The organism is Paenibacillus tuaregi (genome assembly GCF_900086655.1).
In the GTDB taxonomy this organism is placed as follows: Bacteria; Bacillota; Bacilli; order Paenibacillales; family Paenibacillaceae; genus Fontibacillus; species Fontibacillus tuaregi.
In genome coordinates this window covers 3,578,572-3,593,225 of sequence record NZ_LT575476.1, presented here as the reverse complement: position 1 = coordinate 3,593,225, position 14,654 = coordinate 3,578,572, and the positions used below count along the sequence as shown (strand labels likewise).

12 protein-coding genes are annotated in these 14,654 nt (G+C 53.8%); all 12 read left to right on the top strand.

Annotated features, from left to right (window positions below):
• Nucleotides 1–35: 35 nt before the first annotated feature.
• The 12 genes from BN6628_RS15995 to BN6628_RS15940 all read left to right on the top strand — a co-directional run bounded on the left by BN6628_RS15995 (nt 36) and on the right by BN6628_RS15940 (nt 14,586).
• Complete coding sequence (locus BN6628_RS15995) at nt 36–317, top strand: hypothetical protein (protein ID WP_068619117.1); 282 nt, start codon at nt 36–38, stop codon at nt 315–317.
• 52 nt (nt 318–369) lie between these two features.
• On the top strand, nt 370–4,341 hold the full coding sequence (essC, locus tag BN6628_RS15990; RefSeq protein ID WP_068619115.1) for a type VII secretion protein EssC: 3,972 nt from the start codon (nt 370–372) through the stop codon (nt 4,339–4,341).
• A complete protein-coding gene (locus BN6628_RS15985; protein ID WP_068619113.1) occupies nt 4,342–5,172 on the top strand; it encodes a hypothetical protein in 831 nt (276 codons plus the stop codon).
• A gap of 2 nt (nt 5,173–5,174) precedes the next feature.
• On the top strand, nt 5,175–5,957 hold the full coding sequence (locus BN6628_RS15980) for a WXG100 family type VII secretion target (RefSeq protein WP_068619111.1): 783 nt from the start codon (nt 5,175–5,177) through the stop codon (nt 5,955–5,957).
• Nucleotides 5,958–5,986: 29 nt separating this feature from the next.
• Nucleotides 5,987–6,265, top strand: coding sequence for a WXG100 family type VII secretion target (locus BN6628_RS15975; protein WP_068619109.1), 279 nt, complete (start codon nt 5,987–5,989; stop codon nt 6,263–6,265).
• Between the two features lie 43 nt (nt 6,266–6,308).
• Nucleotides 6,309–8,333: a protein kinase family protein gene (locus BN6628_RS15970; RefSeq protein ID WP_068619107.1), complete on the top strand. Its 2,025-nt coding sequence runs from the start codon at nt 6,309–6,311 to the stop codon at nt 8,331–8,333.
• 37 nt (nt 8,334–8,370) lie between these two features.
• A complete protein-coding gene (locus BN6628_RS15965; RefSeq protein WP_068619105.1) occupies nt 8,371–9,123 on the top strand; it encodes a vWA domain-containing protein in 753 nt (250 codons plus the stop codon).
• A gap of 12 nt (nt 9,124–9,135) precedes the next feature.
• On the top strand, nt 9,136–9,936 hold the full coding sequence (locus BN6628_RS15960; protein WP_068619104.1) for a hypothetical protein: 801 nt from the start codon (nt 9,136–9,138) through the stop codon (nt 9,934–9,936).
• A 164-nt stretch (nt 9,937–10,100) separates the two neighbouring features.
• Nucleotides 10,101–10,907, top strand: coding sequence for an SDR family oxidoreductase (locus BN6628_RS15955; protein ID WP_068619103.1), 807 nt, complete (start codon nt 10,101–10,103; stop codon nt 10,905–10,907).
• A 31-nt stretch (nt 10,908–10,938) separates the two neighbouring features.
• Nucleotides 10,939–11,304, top strand: coding sequence for a DnaJ family domain-containing protein (locus BN6628_RS15950; RefSeq protein ID WP_068619100.1), 366 nt, complete (start codon nt 10,939–10,941; stop codon nt 11,302–11,304).
• Between the two features lie 148 nt (nt 11,305–11,452).
• Nucleotides 11,453–13,987, top strand: a complete 2,535-nt coding sequence (gene hrpB / locus BN6628_RS15945; protein ID WP_068619098.1) for an ATP-dependent helicase HrpB — start codon at nt 11,453–11,455, stop codon at nt 13,985–13,987.
• Between the two features lie 74 nt (nt 13,988–14,061).
• Nucleotides 14,062–14,586 carry a general stress protein gene (locus BN6628_RS15940; RefSeq protein WP_068622361.1) on the top strand — a complete coding sequence of 175 codons (525 nt, stop codon included), beginning with the start codon at nt 14,062–14,064 and terminating at the stop codon, nt 14,584–14,586.
• The last annotated feature ends 68 nt before the right edge of the window (nt 14,587–14,654 follow it).

The following is a 14,654-nucleotide window of genomic DNA, read 5'->3' as shown; positions in this document are numbered from 1 at the left end:
TAGATTTTCATTAAGGAAGGAAGGTTCTTAACCACGTGATATTGACCGTATGCAGCGGCAGGGACCAGGCAAATTGGTTCGATATTGAACTCTCTTTGGAGACCAAGGCCATTGACCTGATCAGAGAGCTTCAGAGCGAATCTGGGCTTTCAGGCATTCTAGATGATGAGAAGGTTGGATGTATCCTTGAAGGCAGGCATCCTGATGGTACATGGTTCCGGGTTCAAGGGGACTGTGAAATAGGTCTTAGTGGTCTTACCGACGGGGATTACGTCCGAATTCAGCGGACCTACGGCACGGTTGACATGGAGCCTTAGCACCAGGTTGAATCCTGCTATACAAATGTAAAATGCAGCCAGGAGGAGTGTCATGAGCACGCTCTATCAAAGATCACCCAGAATAAAAAAATCGCTTGAAGCCGCCCGGTACGAAATTGTAAAGCCACCGGATCTCCCTGCAAGGCCAGTAATGTCACCACTGCTTTTTGTAGGGCCTTCGGTCATTGCTGCAGCCGTACTTTCATTCATAATATATATTAATTTCTCAAGGTCAGAAATCAGCGGGATGATGGTCATATCCGAAATCCTCGGCATCCTGCTGGCTGGCTCCTTGTTCGCGGTGCCCTTTCTGGTGCACCGGTCACAGCTTCGAAGGTACGCCCTGAGCGCAGGCGAAAGAGAAGCCAAGTATAGAAGACGTCTCGATAAAATAAAGCTTGAGCTTGAAGCGCTTGCCGATGAACAAAGACAGGTTATGCTCGAGGTCCATAATCATCCGGAATCCGCGATCCTCGTTGCGTCCGAAAGATCACCGTCTCTGTGGGAGAGGTCTCCTAGAGATTCGGACTTCCTTGAAGTGAGAGCAGGCACAGGGGACGTGCCTTTTAAAGTAGATATTCAACCGCCCCAGAAGGACGGCTTTACCGAAGACCCCTTAACTCATCTTGCCGGGCAGCTCGCCAGGGGCTTTAGCGTAATCCCGGATTGCCCTGTTACCCTGCCGCTGCCGGAAGCAAAGGTAATCGGTATTGTCGGGGAACCGGAGGATACCAGCAACCTGATCCGGGCTGTTGTTGCCCAGATTGCCATCAGTCATTCCCCGGACGAGGTCAAGCTTGCAGCATTTATTAACGAAGGCTTGCTTCAGGAGTGGAGCTGGCTGCGCTTCTTTCCCCATGTATGGAATGAGGGCAAAAAGCGGAGATTTCTGGCGGGAAACCGGCTGCAAGCCCACGAGCTGGCTGAGAAGCTGTACCATTTGATCCAGCCGCGTATAAGACAAGATCAGCCGGTCAAAACGCTGCAGGACGCGGGTCCATGGTATGTAACGGTAATTACAGATAGCCGTCTTGTTGAGGATGAAGCACTTTACCCGCTGCTGCTTGATCAAGATGAATCCCTGCAGGCATGCACCATAATTATGGCGGATTCTACCGAGAATCTCCCTAGACAGTGCAGACTGATTATCGAGTGTGACGGGGCTGAAGCGGAGTATTTGTACCGCAATCCGGATGGTACGGTGATGAACCGGCGGATGATAGTCGACCGTTTGTCTGTACAGCAAGCAGACACCCTTGCGAGAACGATGGCTCCCATTGAGCTCAAAAAATCCGCGGCAGGTGAAATTCCTTCAACGGTTACGCTCTTGGAGCTCCTGGGTGTGCATGAGACCGATGGACATCAACTTGCAGATGTCTGGGAGCGTCACCGCTTTCCCCAGCTGCTTCCTTTGCCGCTCGGAGTCAGAGCGGGTGGGAAGGTTATGCAGCTTCAACTTCATGACAAAATTGAGCGTCAGGGCCATGGACCCCATGGTCTGATTGCTGGGATGACCGGTTCGGGCAAGAGCGAGCTGCTCCAGTCCCTAGTCAGTGCGGCTGCGATGAATTATCATCCGCATGATATTAATTTCCTGCTGATTGACTACAAAGGCGGGGGAATGTCCAACAGCTTGGAGGCTTTCCCCCATGTGGTCGGCACTTTGACAAATCTGGATAAGCGGTTGATTCATAGAGCGAAAATTTCACTGCGTGCGGAGCTCGTCCGCCGGCAGATGATTTTGAAGGACGCGGGGAATCTTCAACATATTGATGAATATTACCAACTGAAGAGAGAGGAGCCGCTCCCGCATCTTATCGTTGTCATTGATGAATTTGCCGAGCTTAAGCGTGATCATCCTGATTTTATGGATGAGCTGATCAGTATAGCCGCGATTGGAAGAACCTTGGGGCTTCATCTGATTCTTGCAACACAGAAGCCGTCTGGTGTGGTGGATGACAAAATATGGAGCAATGCGAGGTTTCGCATTTGTCTCCGGGTGCAGGACGAGAGTGACAGCCGGGATATGATCAAGCTGCCGGATGCAGCCTGGATTCATACTGCGGGTCGCGGTTACTTTCAAGTGGGAAGCGGAGAGGTGTTTGAACAGCTGCAGTTCGCGTGGGCGGGTGCGCCGTATGAGGGATCAGGCGCGCCGAAGCAGACACAAATATCCAAAGTGGCTTTAAATGGGGAAAAGCTTCCTATCGGAAGCCAGACAACCCGGGAGGCAAATGCAAATCCCGCGCCGAAGCAGCTTCAGGCCATTATCGATTATGTCCGGCAAACCGCCGACCAGCTGGGAATTCAAAGGCTGAAAGGACCATGGCTTGAGCCGCTTCCCGAGATGATTGGGCCTTTGGTTGATTCCGGGGAAGAGTCTGGGGACCAGCCCCTTACTGCGGTTGTTGGCTTGGCCGATGATGTTGCCGAGCAGCAGCAGATTGCAGCACGTCTTGCTGTAAGCGAAGGTCATCTTCTGATTTATGGAATGCCAGGTTCAGGCAAGACGACATTCATTCAGACTTTCCTGATGTCCCTCGCCAGACGTTACACCCCTGAGAAATGGTCCGGTTATATTGTGGATATGGGAAGAACGATGCGGGAGTATGGCAATCTTCCACACATCGGCAATGTAATCACTCCTGAAGACCAGGACCGGATGGCGAGACTGTTCCGTTATTTGGCCAAGGAGTCCAACGAGCGCAGACAGCTGCTTATGGAAGCCGGTGTGAAGACGGCGGCTGAATACCGCAGGCTTGTCCATCAACCGCTCCCTGAAGTTGTTACGGTGATTGACGGTTACTATATGTTCAAGCTTTCGTTCCCCGCTCAGAATGAGCAGCTTGATGTTCTTCTGCGGGAAGGGCCGGCCCTGGGGTTGAGTTTCCTTGTTAGTGCAAACCGGCTTGGAGATATTCCTGAGAAGTTCAGAAGCAGCATCTCCCGGACCGCGGCTTTCCAAATTGCAGATCCGCATGATTATCCTTATATGGGGCTCCGGATTGCTGGAGCCGGATTGGAGTCCGCTCAGCCTCCGGGCAGAGGGCATTTTAAATTGGACGGCAGGATCATTGAATTCCAGTGCTCTCTCCCTGCGCCGGGAGGCACAGAGTCGGAGGTTAACGAGCAGCTGAAGCAGCAGATTGCTGAGCTCGACAGCAGTTGGAGCGGGAAGCGTCCACAGCCGATCCGCGAGCTGCCGGCATGGATTGCCCTGCACGGCTTATTAGAACAAGGCGGGAGGAATACCCAGGCTTCTCTTGGAATCCGGGTGGAGGATTTGAGCCCGCTTGCAGTGGATTTGGACTCAGGTCCCCACTATATTGTCGGGGCTCCGATGGAAGCCGGCAAAACCACCTTCCTGATCTCGTGGATTTTATCGCTTGCGTGGAGTCACACACCGGAGGAAATTGCTATATATGCTGTCGATGGCCGTCATTCCAGCCGGGAGATCAGCGGGCTCTCGCAGGTGCCTCATGTTAAAGGCTGTGCAAGTGGGGACAAGGGACTCGCAGCCATTGTGGATGAATTGCTGGACAGCGGGGAGTCCAATGCAGCCCCGGATTCTTCCGAATTAAATTCACCAGCTAGAAAAGTGCTGTTCATCGATGATGCGGATGTGCTGGCACGCCAGATGCAGGACTTCGCCCTGAAGGACAAGCTGACCAGTCTGGTCCGGAAATCCAGGGAGCTGGGTGTGCATATTATTCTCTCAGGTGTACTTTCGGATTTCCCGACTTTCGGGGCCGACTGGTTCAGCGAAATCAAAAACTGTCAGAGCGGGTTCCTGCTTGGCAGCAGGGATGCCAATGATTTATCCTTCTTCCGCATTCCAATTGCCGAGGCTCAGGCTGTTCCAGGTGAGCTGCCGGTCCTGCCTCCAGGCCAAGGGTATTATGTGAGAAGGAAATATGAGAAGTTCAAAGCAGCCCTGCCATTTGACAGTGTCTGGACTAGAGCTGACTGGATCAAGGCAATAAGCGAAAGATGGAAAGTGTTAGTCGGAGAGGAGGTGGGATAGATGGTGACGGCAAATGCCTCACAGAAAGCTGTAATTACACTAGAGACCAAAGAGCTGTTTTTCCTTGCGGGAATTCTGGGCTCAGACAGGCTGCTTGGCATCGATGATCCTTTCCGTGGTTATCTGTCGGAGGAAATTGCCGAGGAGTGGGAGAGTGCGAAAAATTCGCTATTAAGCAAAGGGTACCTGACTCAGGTAAATAACGGGGTGGAATTGGAAATGTCTCCCCAAGTATTCTCCCAGGTGGCCATAGCAGGGCTCGCCGAGCGCGCTTGCTGGGTTAGGTACACGAACGAGGATGACAGCTTTGAGGGATACCTTCATGTGACCGATGAGAAGGTTGTGGAGGTGCGCAAACTTTCTGATGCCGCGCGGGAATATCAGCTTGTGGAGATCGGAAATGTCAGACAGGCCAGCGATGATCTGGTTAACCGGATGCGGTGGAATATCGGGTCTCCAGAGAACATGCCAGCCCTTCTGTTATCCCGGAAGCAGTTCAACGAGCTATATGAGAACAGCGAGCACTTGAGCGTTGAAGAAATCAGCTCGGAGCTGGCGGAGTCCACGGATGACCAGGAAGGAGCGTGGGCGCTTGCCAAGTGTCTCAAGACAAGAATATCCGACGGGGAGCTCCAGCTGTCTGTATGGAGTGGTACCGATTGGGAGACTCAGGGCGCAGCGTTTGTGGTGAATGAATCCATGAACTGGCTCATTCGTATGAGTACTAAAGATGATGAGGACTGGTTGATCGCTACGCCGACAACTAGAGAGCAGTTCCAAAATATGCTGCTGATGTGGTTTGAACGACCTTCTGAAACAGAGGAAAGGTGATTATGATGCGTATAAGAATGGAACCCGAGCAAATGCGGACGCTTAGCAAAAACTTGTACCAATCCGCTGAACAGCTGCGCCAGATGGCCGCGAGCCTGAATCAATTGCTGTATCCCCTCAATCAGGAGAGTGGAACTCTCGGAACCGTTTCAGAGCAATGGCAGCATGCCCATCGTATATCCGAGCAGGTTCATGCCGAGCTTTACCGGATTGGCCAGTTTGTAGAGACGAAGGCTGACGCATTCCAGAGCCTGGAGAATGAACCAGGCACGCTGCAGAATGGGGCTCAGATAGCGGCTGTAGGTAGTGCTGCAGCGATGTTCGCCGGACTTTTTGCTGTAAGAAATGTCATTCTTCCCGGAAACTATGAGATGCAGGGTGTGATATCCAACCCGGAGTCTGCCGTGCAGGCTGTCCGCAATGAGAAACATCAGAGTTCGCCCGCAGGTCAGAGATGGGAGGTTCATCCGTCCTCGGCAGGTCATTCAGCCGGACATAAAGGGAATTCAAGCAATTCGTCCCTGCCGCATCCAGGCTTATCAGGCAACAGCCCAGGTTCTATGGACCGGGAGGAGCAGGAGCTTTTGCAGGCCGCGGTGAATAACCCTCATGCCTGGAAGTTTCTGAATCCGGCGGCGGCAGTTCCCGGGCCCTTGAAGCTGCGCAGAATTAGAGTTGTTCCAGGCGGAAAGAGACAGACAAGCATCAGACATTTGGACAAGCTGTTGGGTAAGCTGAACTCCAGCAACTTAATCGAGGATAACCGGAGCTCAGATCAACAATAAATTTCTTTAAATAGCAAGGAGGAACACACATGGCAGGACGTATCACAATTAGCCCCGAACATGTGGAGCAAATCGCCAAGCAATTTAAGATGAGCAGTGAGGAGAGCAGGCAGATTGTGTCTAATCTCGCGAATGCGGTGCAGGGAATGGAGCATGAATGGGAAGGTGTAACCAAGCAGCGCTTTATCAAGGAGTTTCAGGAAGCGGACAAGCAGATGAAATCGTTCGTGCAAATTCTGGACTCCATCAGTGAGGAGCTTATTGCTATTTCGCAAAAGTTTCGTTCCATCGATCAAAGCCATAATTAAGAACAATTTATTATAATTTATACGGAAGAAAGAGGGAGTATTAATGTCGTTTCAGCCTAACCCGGGGGATGCAATCGTTATTAATCAAATAAAATACGTGGTCGATCAGCATCCTGCAGCCCCCGGCATGGCATACGCCCAAGCCGGAAGGCAGGGTACGGTCTATAAACTTATGCCCGAATCAGGGGATATCCAGGGGGCCAAGGCGCTTAAAATATTCTATCCTAAGTATCGCAATCCAGCCTTGGTGTACCAATCAGAGAAGATGGAAGTCTTCAGCACCCTTCCCGGGCTCAAGGTGTGCCGGCGCGAGGTGATTACGCCTGAGAGGAACGGGGAGCTGATTGCACAGTACCCGGATATGTTGTATGCGGTTCTTATGCCATGGGTGAACGGGTCTACATGGATGGATGTGCTGGCTCATGGGGACCTGCTCACCGCTAAGGAAAGCTGGGAGCTGGCCAAAGGTCTTGCCGCGGTAGGCTCAGGTATGGAGCAGAAGGGTCTTGCCCACTGTGACTTGTCATCCCCGAACGTGCTCCTTCCAAGGCTGCGAAGGGGGAGCGATCAAGAGGAAGGGTCCGCCGTGGAGCTGGTTGATGTGGAACAGCTGTACAGCGCCAGGCTCGATCCTCCCGATATTTACTTTGCCGGCTCGCCGGGTTATGCTTCCGGGCTTCCGGTTCACCGCAGTACAGGAGGACCCTGGCATGCCTATGCCGACCGGTTCGCAGGTGCGATCATTCTGGCCGAGATGCTGAGCTGGTCTGATCCGCAGATTGTCTCGAATGCCTGGGGGGAAAGTTATTTTGACCCGGATGAGATGCAGACCCCAAGCGAACGGTATACGCTGATGACCGAGAGCTTGGAGAGCCGTTGGGGGAAAGGGGCTGCAGAACTGTTCACACGGGCATGGCAGAGTGATGATGTACGGAGCTGCCCAACCTTCGGTGAATGGCTTGTTGTCATTTCGGGAATGACCCCGCAAGAGTTGGACGAGACGCCAATACTGGCTGAGCAAGCCGGGCCCCCGGCTTATGAGGAGCAGCCGCTGGTCCTTGATCATAGGCCATCAGAGGTTCCCGATGATCTGACGCTCCCTGAATTGATTGAATGGTCAAGAAATCAGGAGATGAACGGGAATACGGTGCTTGCCCGGCAGGGCTATCAACAGGCTTTAGCGGATTCTTCCGCAAGTGAGGAAGTACATATAGAGCTTACGGCTGCTCTAAGCCAGATTGCGGCTGCTCAGGAACCCGCTTCCCCCAAGCAGCAAGAAGCTGCCGTACCTGTCAGCACGCCCAAGAACCGCCGTTGGTATTATGCGTATGCGGCGGGTGCAGCTCTGCTGTTGATTCTGGCCGGAATTGTGGTTACTCGTCCCTGGGCAGGTTCAGGCACAGGGGATGGCGTCACGAATCAGGCGGAGCAGTCGGTGAAACGCCCTGTACCGGCCGCTCCGGCCGCTAAGCCTTCCGGGGACCAGGTGGCTAAGCCGAATGCGGATGCAGAGAAGATCGCCGAGGCTGCCAGGGCGGAAGCTGCCGCAAAGGCTGCCAAGCTGGAGGAAGAACGTAAAGCCCAGGAGAAGAAAAAGCAGGAAGAGGCGGCTAAACAAAAGGCCCAGCAGGCTGCGGCCCAAAAAGCACAGCAGGAGAAATTCGACCGCCAGCTGCAGTATGAGAAATATTTGATTTGGAAGAAGGACAGGGATGAGCGGCTGGCCAAAGAAGCCGCACAGGCCAAAGCAGAGGCAGCCGCGCAGGCTAAAACAGAGGCCGCCCGTAAAGCTAAGCTGGAGCAGCAGAAACGCGAGAACGCGAAGAAGGCCCAAGCCCTGCAGGCCAAGAGGGACCAGCAGTCGGTGAAGCTGAATGCTTCGTTCAATCAGGCTTATAATGCTTGGAAGGGTGGCAAAGACGAACTGGCCCGGGCTTATGCCTGGCAGTTCTTCGATATTTATAATAACGATTCCGCCTACTTTGGTAAGAACGCCAAGCTTGCCAAACGGGCATCCGGGCTTAAGAAGTATCTGGCGAAGAGCAGTGCGGGAATCCCCGATATTTAAGTCCTAACTTGGAACGACTAAAGGAGATATATGTAGTATGAAGTATACGGTTCAGGCTTCACAGCGAACCCCTGCCTTGATCATTTACCTGATTGACATCAGCGCATCCATGAACCTGTTAATGGAAGGCCGCCGCCGGATTGATATTGTATATGAGGCGTTGTCTCTTGCTGTTAGACAGATGGTGTTCCGTTCGACCAAAGGCAACCGGCTTACTCCCAGATACCGCATAGCGATTCTAGCCTATAGTGATGAAGTTTACGACCTGCTTGGCGGGGTGAAGGGCATTGATGAAGTAGCGCTGCTCGGCAAACTGCCGGAGCTTTCCCCGAAGAGATTCTCAGATTCGGCGAAAGCTTTTGCCCAGGCTGAGAAAATCCTTAAGGCTGAGCTGCCTGATATGCAGGGCTGCCCAGCTCCTCTGATCTGTCATATGACGGATGGAGTGACCACCGGTGATGATCCTGAGCCGATTGTGAAACGGATTATGAGTATGGGCGTCGAGGACGGGAATGTGCTGGTGGAGAATATATTCATCTCGGACCATGTGTTGGAAGAGCCTATTCAGGAGCCACGAAGATGGAAAGGAATAGGCAGGGACACCCGGCTTAAGGAAGGGGCAGGTCTGAAGCTGCGGGAGATGTCATCGGTGCTGCCGGAGAGTTACCGAGAAATGCTGACTGAGGCGGATTATCAGCTTGCCCCAGGGGCTCTAATGCTTCTGCCGGGGAACTGCGCAGAGCTGGTATCTGTTGGATTCCAAATGTCCGCAGCAACGCCTGTCCGGTAAGGATAGATTTTGATGAAAAAAAATGCCCAAACGGATACCGCCAATTTTGTATGGACATGCAATCAGGCTAAGCCATGTCCTCCAGCTGCTGTGGAAACACCAAGGTTCAACTGCCGATACTCGTTCAGCCCATCTGATGAGAGCTGGGAATCGGGTGAGAACAGCCAGGATTATCTGGCTGTCGGCGTTAGAGGGAACGTCTGCTGGTTTGTCTTATGTGACGGGGTCTCCCTGTCTTACCGGGGGGACTTTGCCGCCAAGTACTTGGGAAGCCGGTTGTTCGAGTGGCTGGGGGGTACACAGGAGCTGTCCAGGCATGCTTTTGACCAAGTTCTTACGCAAATGGTGCCCGATGCCGCTGAAGAGACGGACCGGCTCAAGCTTCCGGCCGATATGCCAGCCTTACTGAGAGAGGTTCTTGAAGAGAAAAGGCGGCGAGGGGCGGAGACGATGTACCTCTGCGGACGAATCGAACTGCCTGAAGCGGGAAAGTCTGAAGGAAAGGTCTGGCTGGCCTGGCAGGGGGACAGTCGGCTCAGGTGCTGGTTATCCGGCAGAGAGCTTGTGATGGACCCTGCCCGTTTCCTCACCGGGGAGAGGTGGTCCGCCAAAAGAGGGACCATCGGGGGTGGACCCCACTTCCACCAGCAGCCGCTCGCTGGGGATAACCGGGAGTACAGGCTTATGGTCTACAGCGATGGGTTGAAACGGCTTGACCACTGTGAGACCCTGTCGGATATTTACCGCCGGATACAAGCCAAGCTGCCTTTGGAGGACGATGCCTCCTGGCTGGATATATCTTGGATTGCATAAGCAGCAGCACCTATTCAGATGGGTGCTGTTTTTTTTTATTTCTAGAAATTAGTGGATTGTTGATTTAATCCCTATCGTTTTTGGGTAATCTTGTGACAGAAGCTGGATGCTAACTAAGTCCATTTACTAAACCCCAAAATATAGATAGAAGGAGTGCAGAAATAATGCCCCATAATCAGAACAATCGACAACGTTTTCAAGGAAAAACGGCTATAGTAACAGGAGCGGGTTCCGGAATTGGAAAAGCTACGGCAATCCGGCTGGCTCAAGAAGGGGCCAAGGTCGCACTATTCGACTTGCAAAACGACCGCACCCGGTCGACCGAACATGAGATTAACCAGATCTTTCGAGGTGTATCGCGCTCCTTTGACGTGGATGTCTCCGATCCGCAGCGGATGGAGAAAGCTGTAAATGAGGCTGCCTCCTACTTTGGAGGAATTGATATCGTATTTGCCAATGCCGGGATCAACGGGGTGCTTGCTCCCATCGAAGAAATGGGATTCGAGGATTGGGAGCGGACGCTGCGCATTAACCTGAACGGCACTTTTTTGACGGTGAAATACACGGTCCCTTACCTGAAGGAAAAAGGGGAAGGCAGCATCATAATTACGAGCTCCATTAATGGAAGCGACCGCTTTGCCGGGTTTGGCATGTCGGCATACAGCACCACAAAGGCGGGGCAGGTGGGTTTCGCGAAGATGGCTGCGCTTGAACTTGCCAAATTCAAGATCCGGGTAAATGTGATCTGTCCGGGTGCCATTGCAACGAATATTGACCAGACTACGGAAGCAAGTGATGAATTGAAGGAGATCGTCATCCCTGTGGAATATCCGGAAGGCAGCCAGCCGCTGGCTGACGGACCGGGGCAGCCCGAGGATGTGGCCGATCTGGTAGCTTTCCTTGCCTCATCGGAATCCAAGCATATCACAGGTGCAAGAATCGTAATTGATGGAGCAGAATCATTACTGTAACCTTTTATGAAGAGAGGAGCTGTGAGGTTTCATGTTCTCCTGGCTGGCGGAACAGAGAATAACAGAGGCGATCGACAAGGGAGAGCTGGATGATCTCCCTGGACAAGGACAACCTTTGCACGTTGAAGACTTGTCACATATCCCCGAGGATCTTCGGATCGCCTATAAGGTGATGAAGAATGCGGGGTATGTCCCCGAGGAATTGACTCTGAGAGGTGAATGCCTCCATCTTGAAGATCTGCTGCAGGCATGTGAAGATCCACAGGAAAGGCAGCAGTTGTACCGGAAGCTGAATGAGAAGACCGTGCGGCTGAGGATGATGATTGCCGAACGGGGTATGTCCGATAATCCGGCGTACAGGCAGTATGAGCCTGCATTAACCGAACGTATGAAGTAACATAGTTATCCTAGGGCCGCTGATGTTGGTATAACCGCAGCGGTCTTTTTACTGTTCATTTTGACAGTTGGGATAAGCTCCCTTTATGATTAATTGAACTTATGTTGGTTGTACAAGCCTACGGAATATCAAGGAGAAGTGATCGAAAGTGAAGTTACCGATAGATGAGGTCATCCCCGGGCTGCAAGCCGCGCTTGCAGGTAACAATTCAGCCGTGCTGGTGGCTGAGCCGGGTGCAGGGAAGACAACCCGGGTGCCGCTTGCGCTGCTGGATGAGCCTTGGCTTAAAGGGCAGGGAATCATCATGCTGGAGCCCCGCAGGCTGGCCGCGAGATCAGCGGCGGCGTATATGGCCCGGCAGCTAGGCGAGCAGGTAGGCGAGACGGTAGGTTACCGGATCAGGTTGGACAGCCGGGTGAGTCAGCGAACACGAATTACTGTCGTGACGGAAGGCATTCTGACCCGTATGCTGCAGGCGGACCAGGCGTTGACTGGGATTGGGCTGGTTATTTTTGATGAGTTTCATGAACGCAGCCTTCACGCGGACCTGGGGTTGGCTCTGACCCTACAAAGTCAGGGGATTCTAAGGGAGGATCTGCGTATTCTGGTGATGTCGGCGACCCTCTCGGCAGAGCCGGTGGCGAAGCTGCTCCATGAAGCTCCTGTTATCCGCAGCCAAGGAAGAAGCTTCCCGGTGGAAACCGTTTATCTCAGCTCACCCACGCGGGAGGGTGTTGAGGTGCTGATGGCAGACACCATCCGTACCGCCTTGGCTAAGGAGGAAGGGAGCATCCTTGCCTTTCTTCCCGGCATCCGGGAGATTCGTCGTGTCCAGGCGGCACTCAGCGGCAGGATTCCTGGGGATGTCGACCTTGTGCCGCTGTATGGGGGCATGCCGCAGCAGCTTCAGGCCGAGGCGATCCAAGCACCGAAGTCTGGGAGGAGGAAGGTCGTACTTGCCACGTCAATTGCGGAGTCCAGCTTGACGGTGGAGGGGGTTCGTGTCGTGATCGACAGCGGCCTCCGGAGAACGGAGCAGTTCTCGGCACGCACCGGGATGGGACGGTTGGTGACGGTGAGAGCCGCCAGGGATTCGGCTGACCAGCGGCGAGGCCGGGCAGGCCGGACAGCTCCCGGAGTGTGCTACCGGCTGTGGACGGAGCCGGAGGACAAACAGCTGGCCGGGAAGACGGCGCCGGAAATTCTGGAGGCGGATCTCAGCAGTGTGGCCCTGGAGCTTGCGGTATGGGGCGTGAAGGAGCCTGCAGAGCTGAGCTGGCTTGACGAGCCTGGTGAGGCGGCCTTTAATTACGCCCGACAGCTGCTTGAACAGCTGTCAGCCCTGGAGGAAGCCGGTGTTATTACTGCGCACGGGCGGCAAATGGCGGCTTTGGGCCTTCATCCCAGGCTTGCCCACATGCTGCTGATCTCCGCCGGAATCGGCTATGGCAGGCTGGCCTGTTATCTGGCGGCCCTGCTGGAGGAGCGGGACATATTTCCGCGAAGCCAGCAAGGCCTGGACGCGGATCTGAGGCCGCGTCTGGAGGTGCTGGTTCGGGAAGCCGCGAGGAAGGGAGCTCCAAGCGGAAGCGGGGATCTTCGCGGAGCCGGGCCGCAGGATGTCCAGCGGCTGTTGACCCGTGCCCGTCAGTGGGCGTCCCGGCTTCCGGGCCATGAAGGCGAAGACGAAGTGGCTGTGGAAGCAGTCGATGAGCTATGCGGGCTGATGCTGTCTTTTGCCTATCCCGACAGGATTGCACAGCGCCGCACTGATGGCAGGTATCTGCTCCGCAGCGGGAGAGGAGCAGCTGTTGCTGGCGATAAATCCGTATTCCGGGAGCAATATTTGGTTGCCGCCGAGGTGGATGATGATGGGCCGGAGACTGCGGTTCAGCTGGCCGCTCCCCTGACAGAGGAGCAGCTGAATGAGTATTACAAGGAAGAGATGACAAAGCACCTTGAGATCAGGTGGGATGACTCAACCGGCTCTGTACGTGCGAAGAGTCAGCTTAAGCTTGGAGCGATAATCGTCAGGGAGAACTCCAACGTTCAGCCTACAGAGGAACAGATTCAGCATGCGTTATTGGATGCCATTAAGGACGGGGGAATTGCCCTGCTTCCATGGAATTCGAAATCGCGCCAGCTGCAGGCTAGAATCCGGTTTATGAAGGAGCATGGGCGTGGTGACTGGCCTGATGTCTCTGACACGGCACTTGAGCGGGAAGTTCATGAGTGGCTTGCCCCGTACATCGCTGGCTTCCGGAGGAAATCTGATCTGCAGAGGCTGAATTTACATGCAGTGCTTGAGAGCCTGCTGAACTGGGAGCAGAGGCAGGAGCTGGATAGGGAAGCTCCTACGCACATTACAGTTCCAAGCGGATCACGGATTCCAGTCCAGTATGAGGGTCCGCAGGCGCCATATGTATCCGTCCGTCTTCAGGAGCTGTTCGGCCTGATGGACACGCCACTTCTGGCCTATGGGCGGGCAGCGGTTACTATGCACATCCTCTCTCCGGCTTCCAGACCGGTGCAGGTGACATCAGATTTGCGAAGCTTTTGGGAGAGTACTTATTTTGACGTGAAGAAAGATTTGAAAGGCCGCTATCCTAAGCATTACTGGCCGGACAATCCATTTGAAGCGACGGCGACCCGGCGGGTCCGTCCTCAAGGTGGGCACAAATAAGAGGTTGACCTGGTTGATTGCTGCCTGAGCCGGGTAATGATGGGGGAACGATCAAATCAAAGGAGGCAGTTAAGATGGCTAAAAAAATTGTTGGTGTATTTGATACCGATCGTGAAGCAACTGCCGCAATTGAATCCCTTCAAGCTCAGGGGTTCCGTTCGGATGAAATTTCAGTAGTAACCAAGAACCGGGATGACCAGACAGCAATCAGTGAGGAGACAGGCTCTAAAGCACCTGAAGGTGTAGCCACCGGAGCGGCTACGGGCGGTGTGGTTGGCGGTGTAGCCGGACTGCTAGCCGGATTAGGACTGCTCGCGGTTCCGGGTGTTGGCCCGATCCTAGCGGCTGGGCCGATTGCGGCAACATTGACTGGCGCGGCAGTGGGCGCTGGTGCGGGCGGTCTTGTCGGCGGTTTAATTGGTCTGGGTATTCCTGAGGATGAGGCGAAGGAATATGGAGACTATGTGGATAACGGCAAAATTCTTGTCCTAGTGGACGAGGATGACCGTGGCCGTACGGTCTATGATACATTCCGGACGAACCGTTCCTTGAACGCGTCCCGTTATAATAATTATACGGATACTAATCCGAGACTCTAAATTTACCAAGCACCAAGAGACCCCGGCATTCACTTACGCTGGAGATCATATGAATATACAAAAAGAGT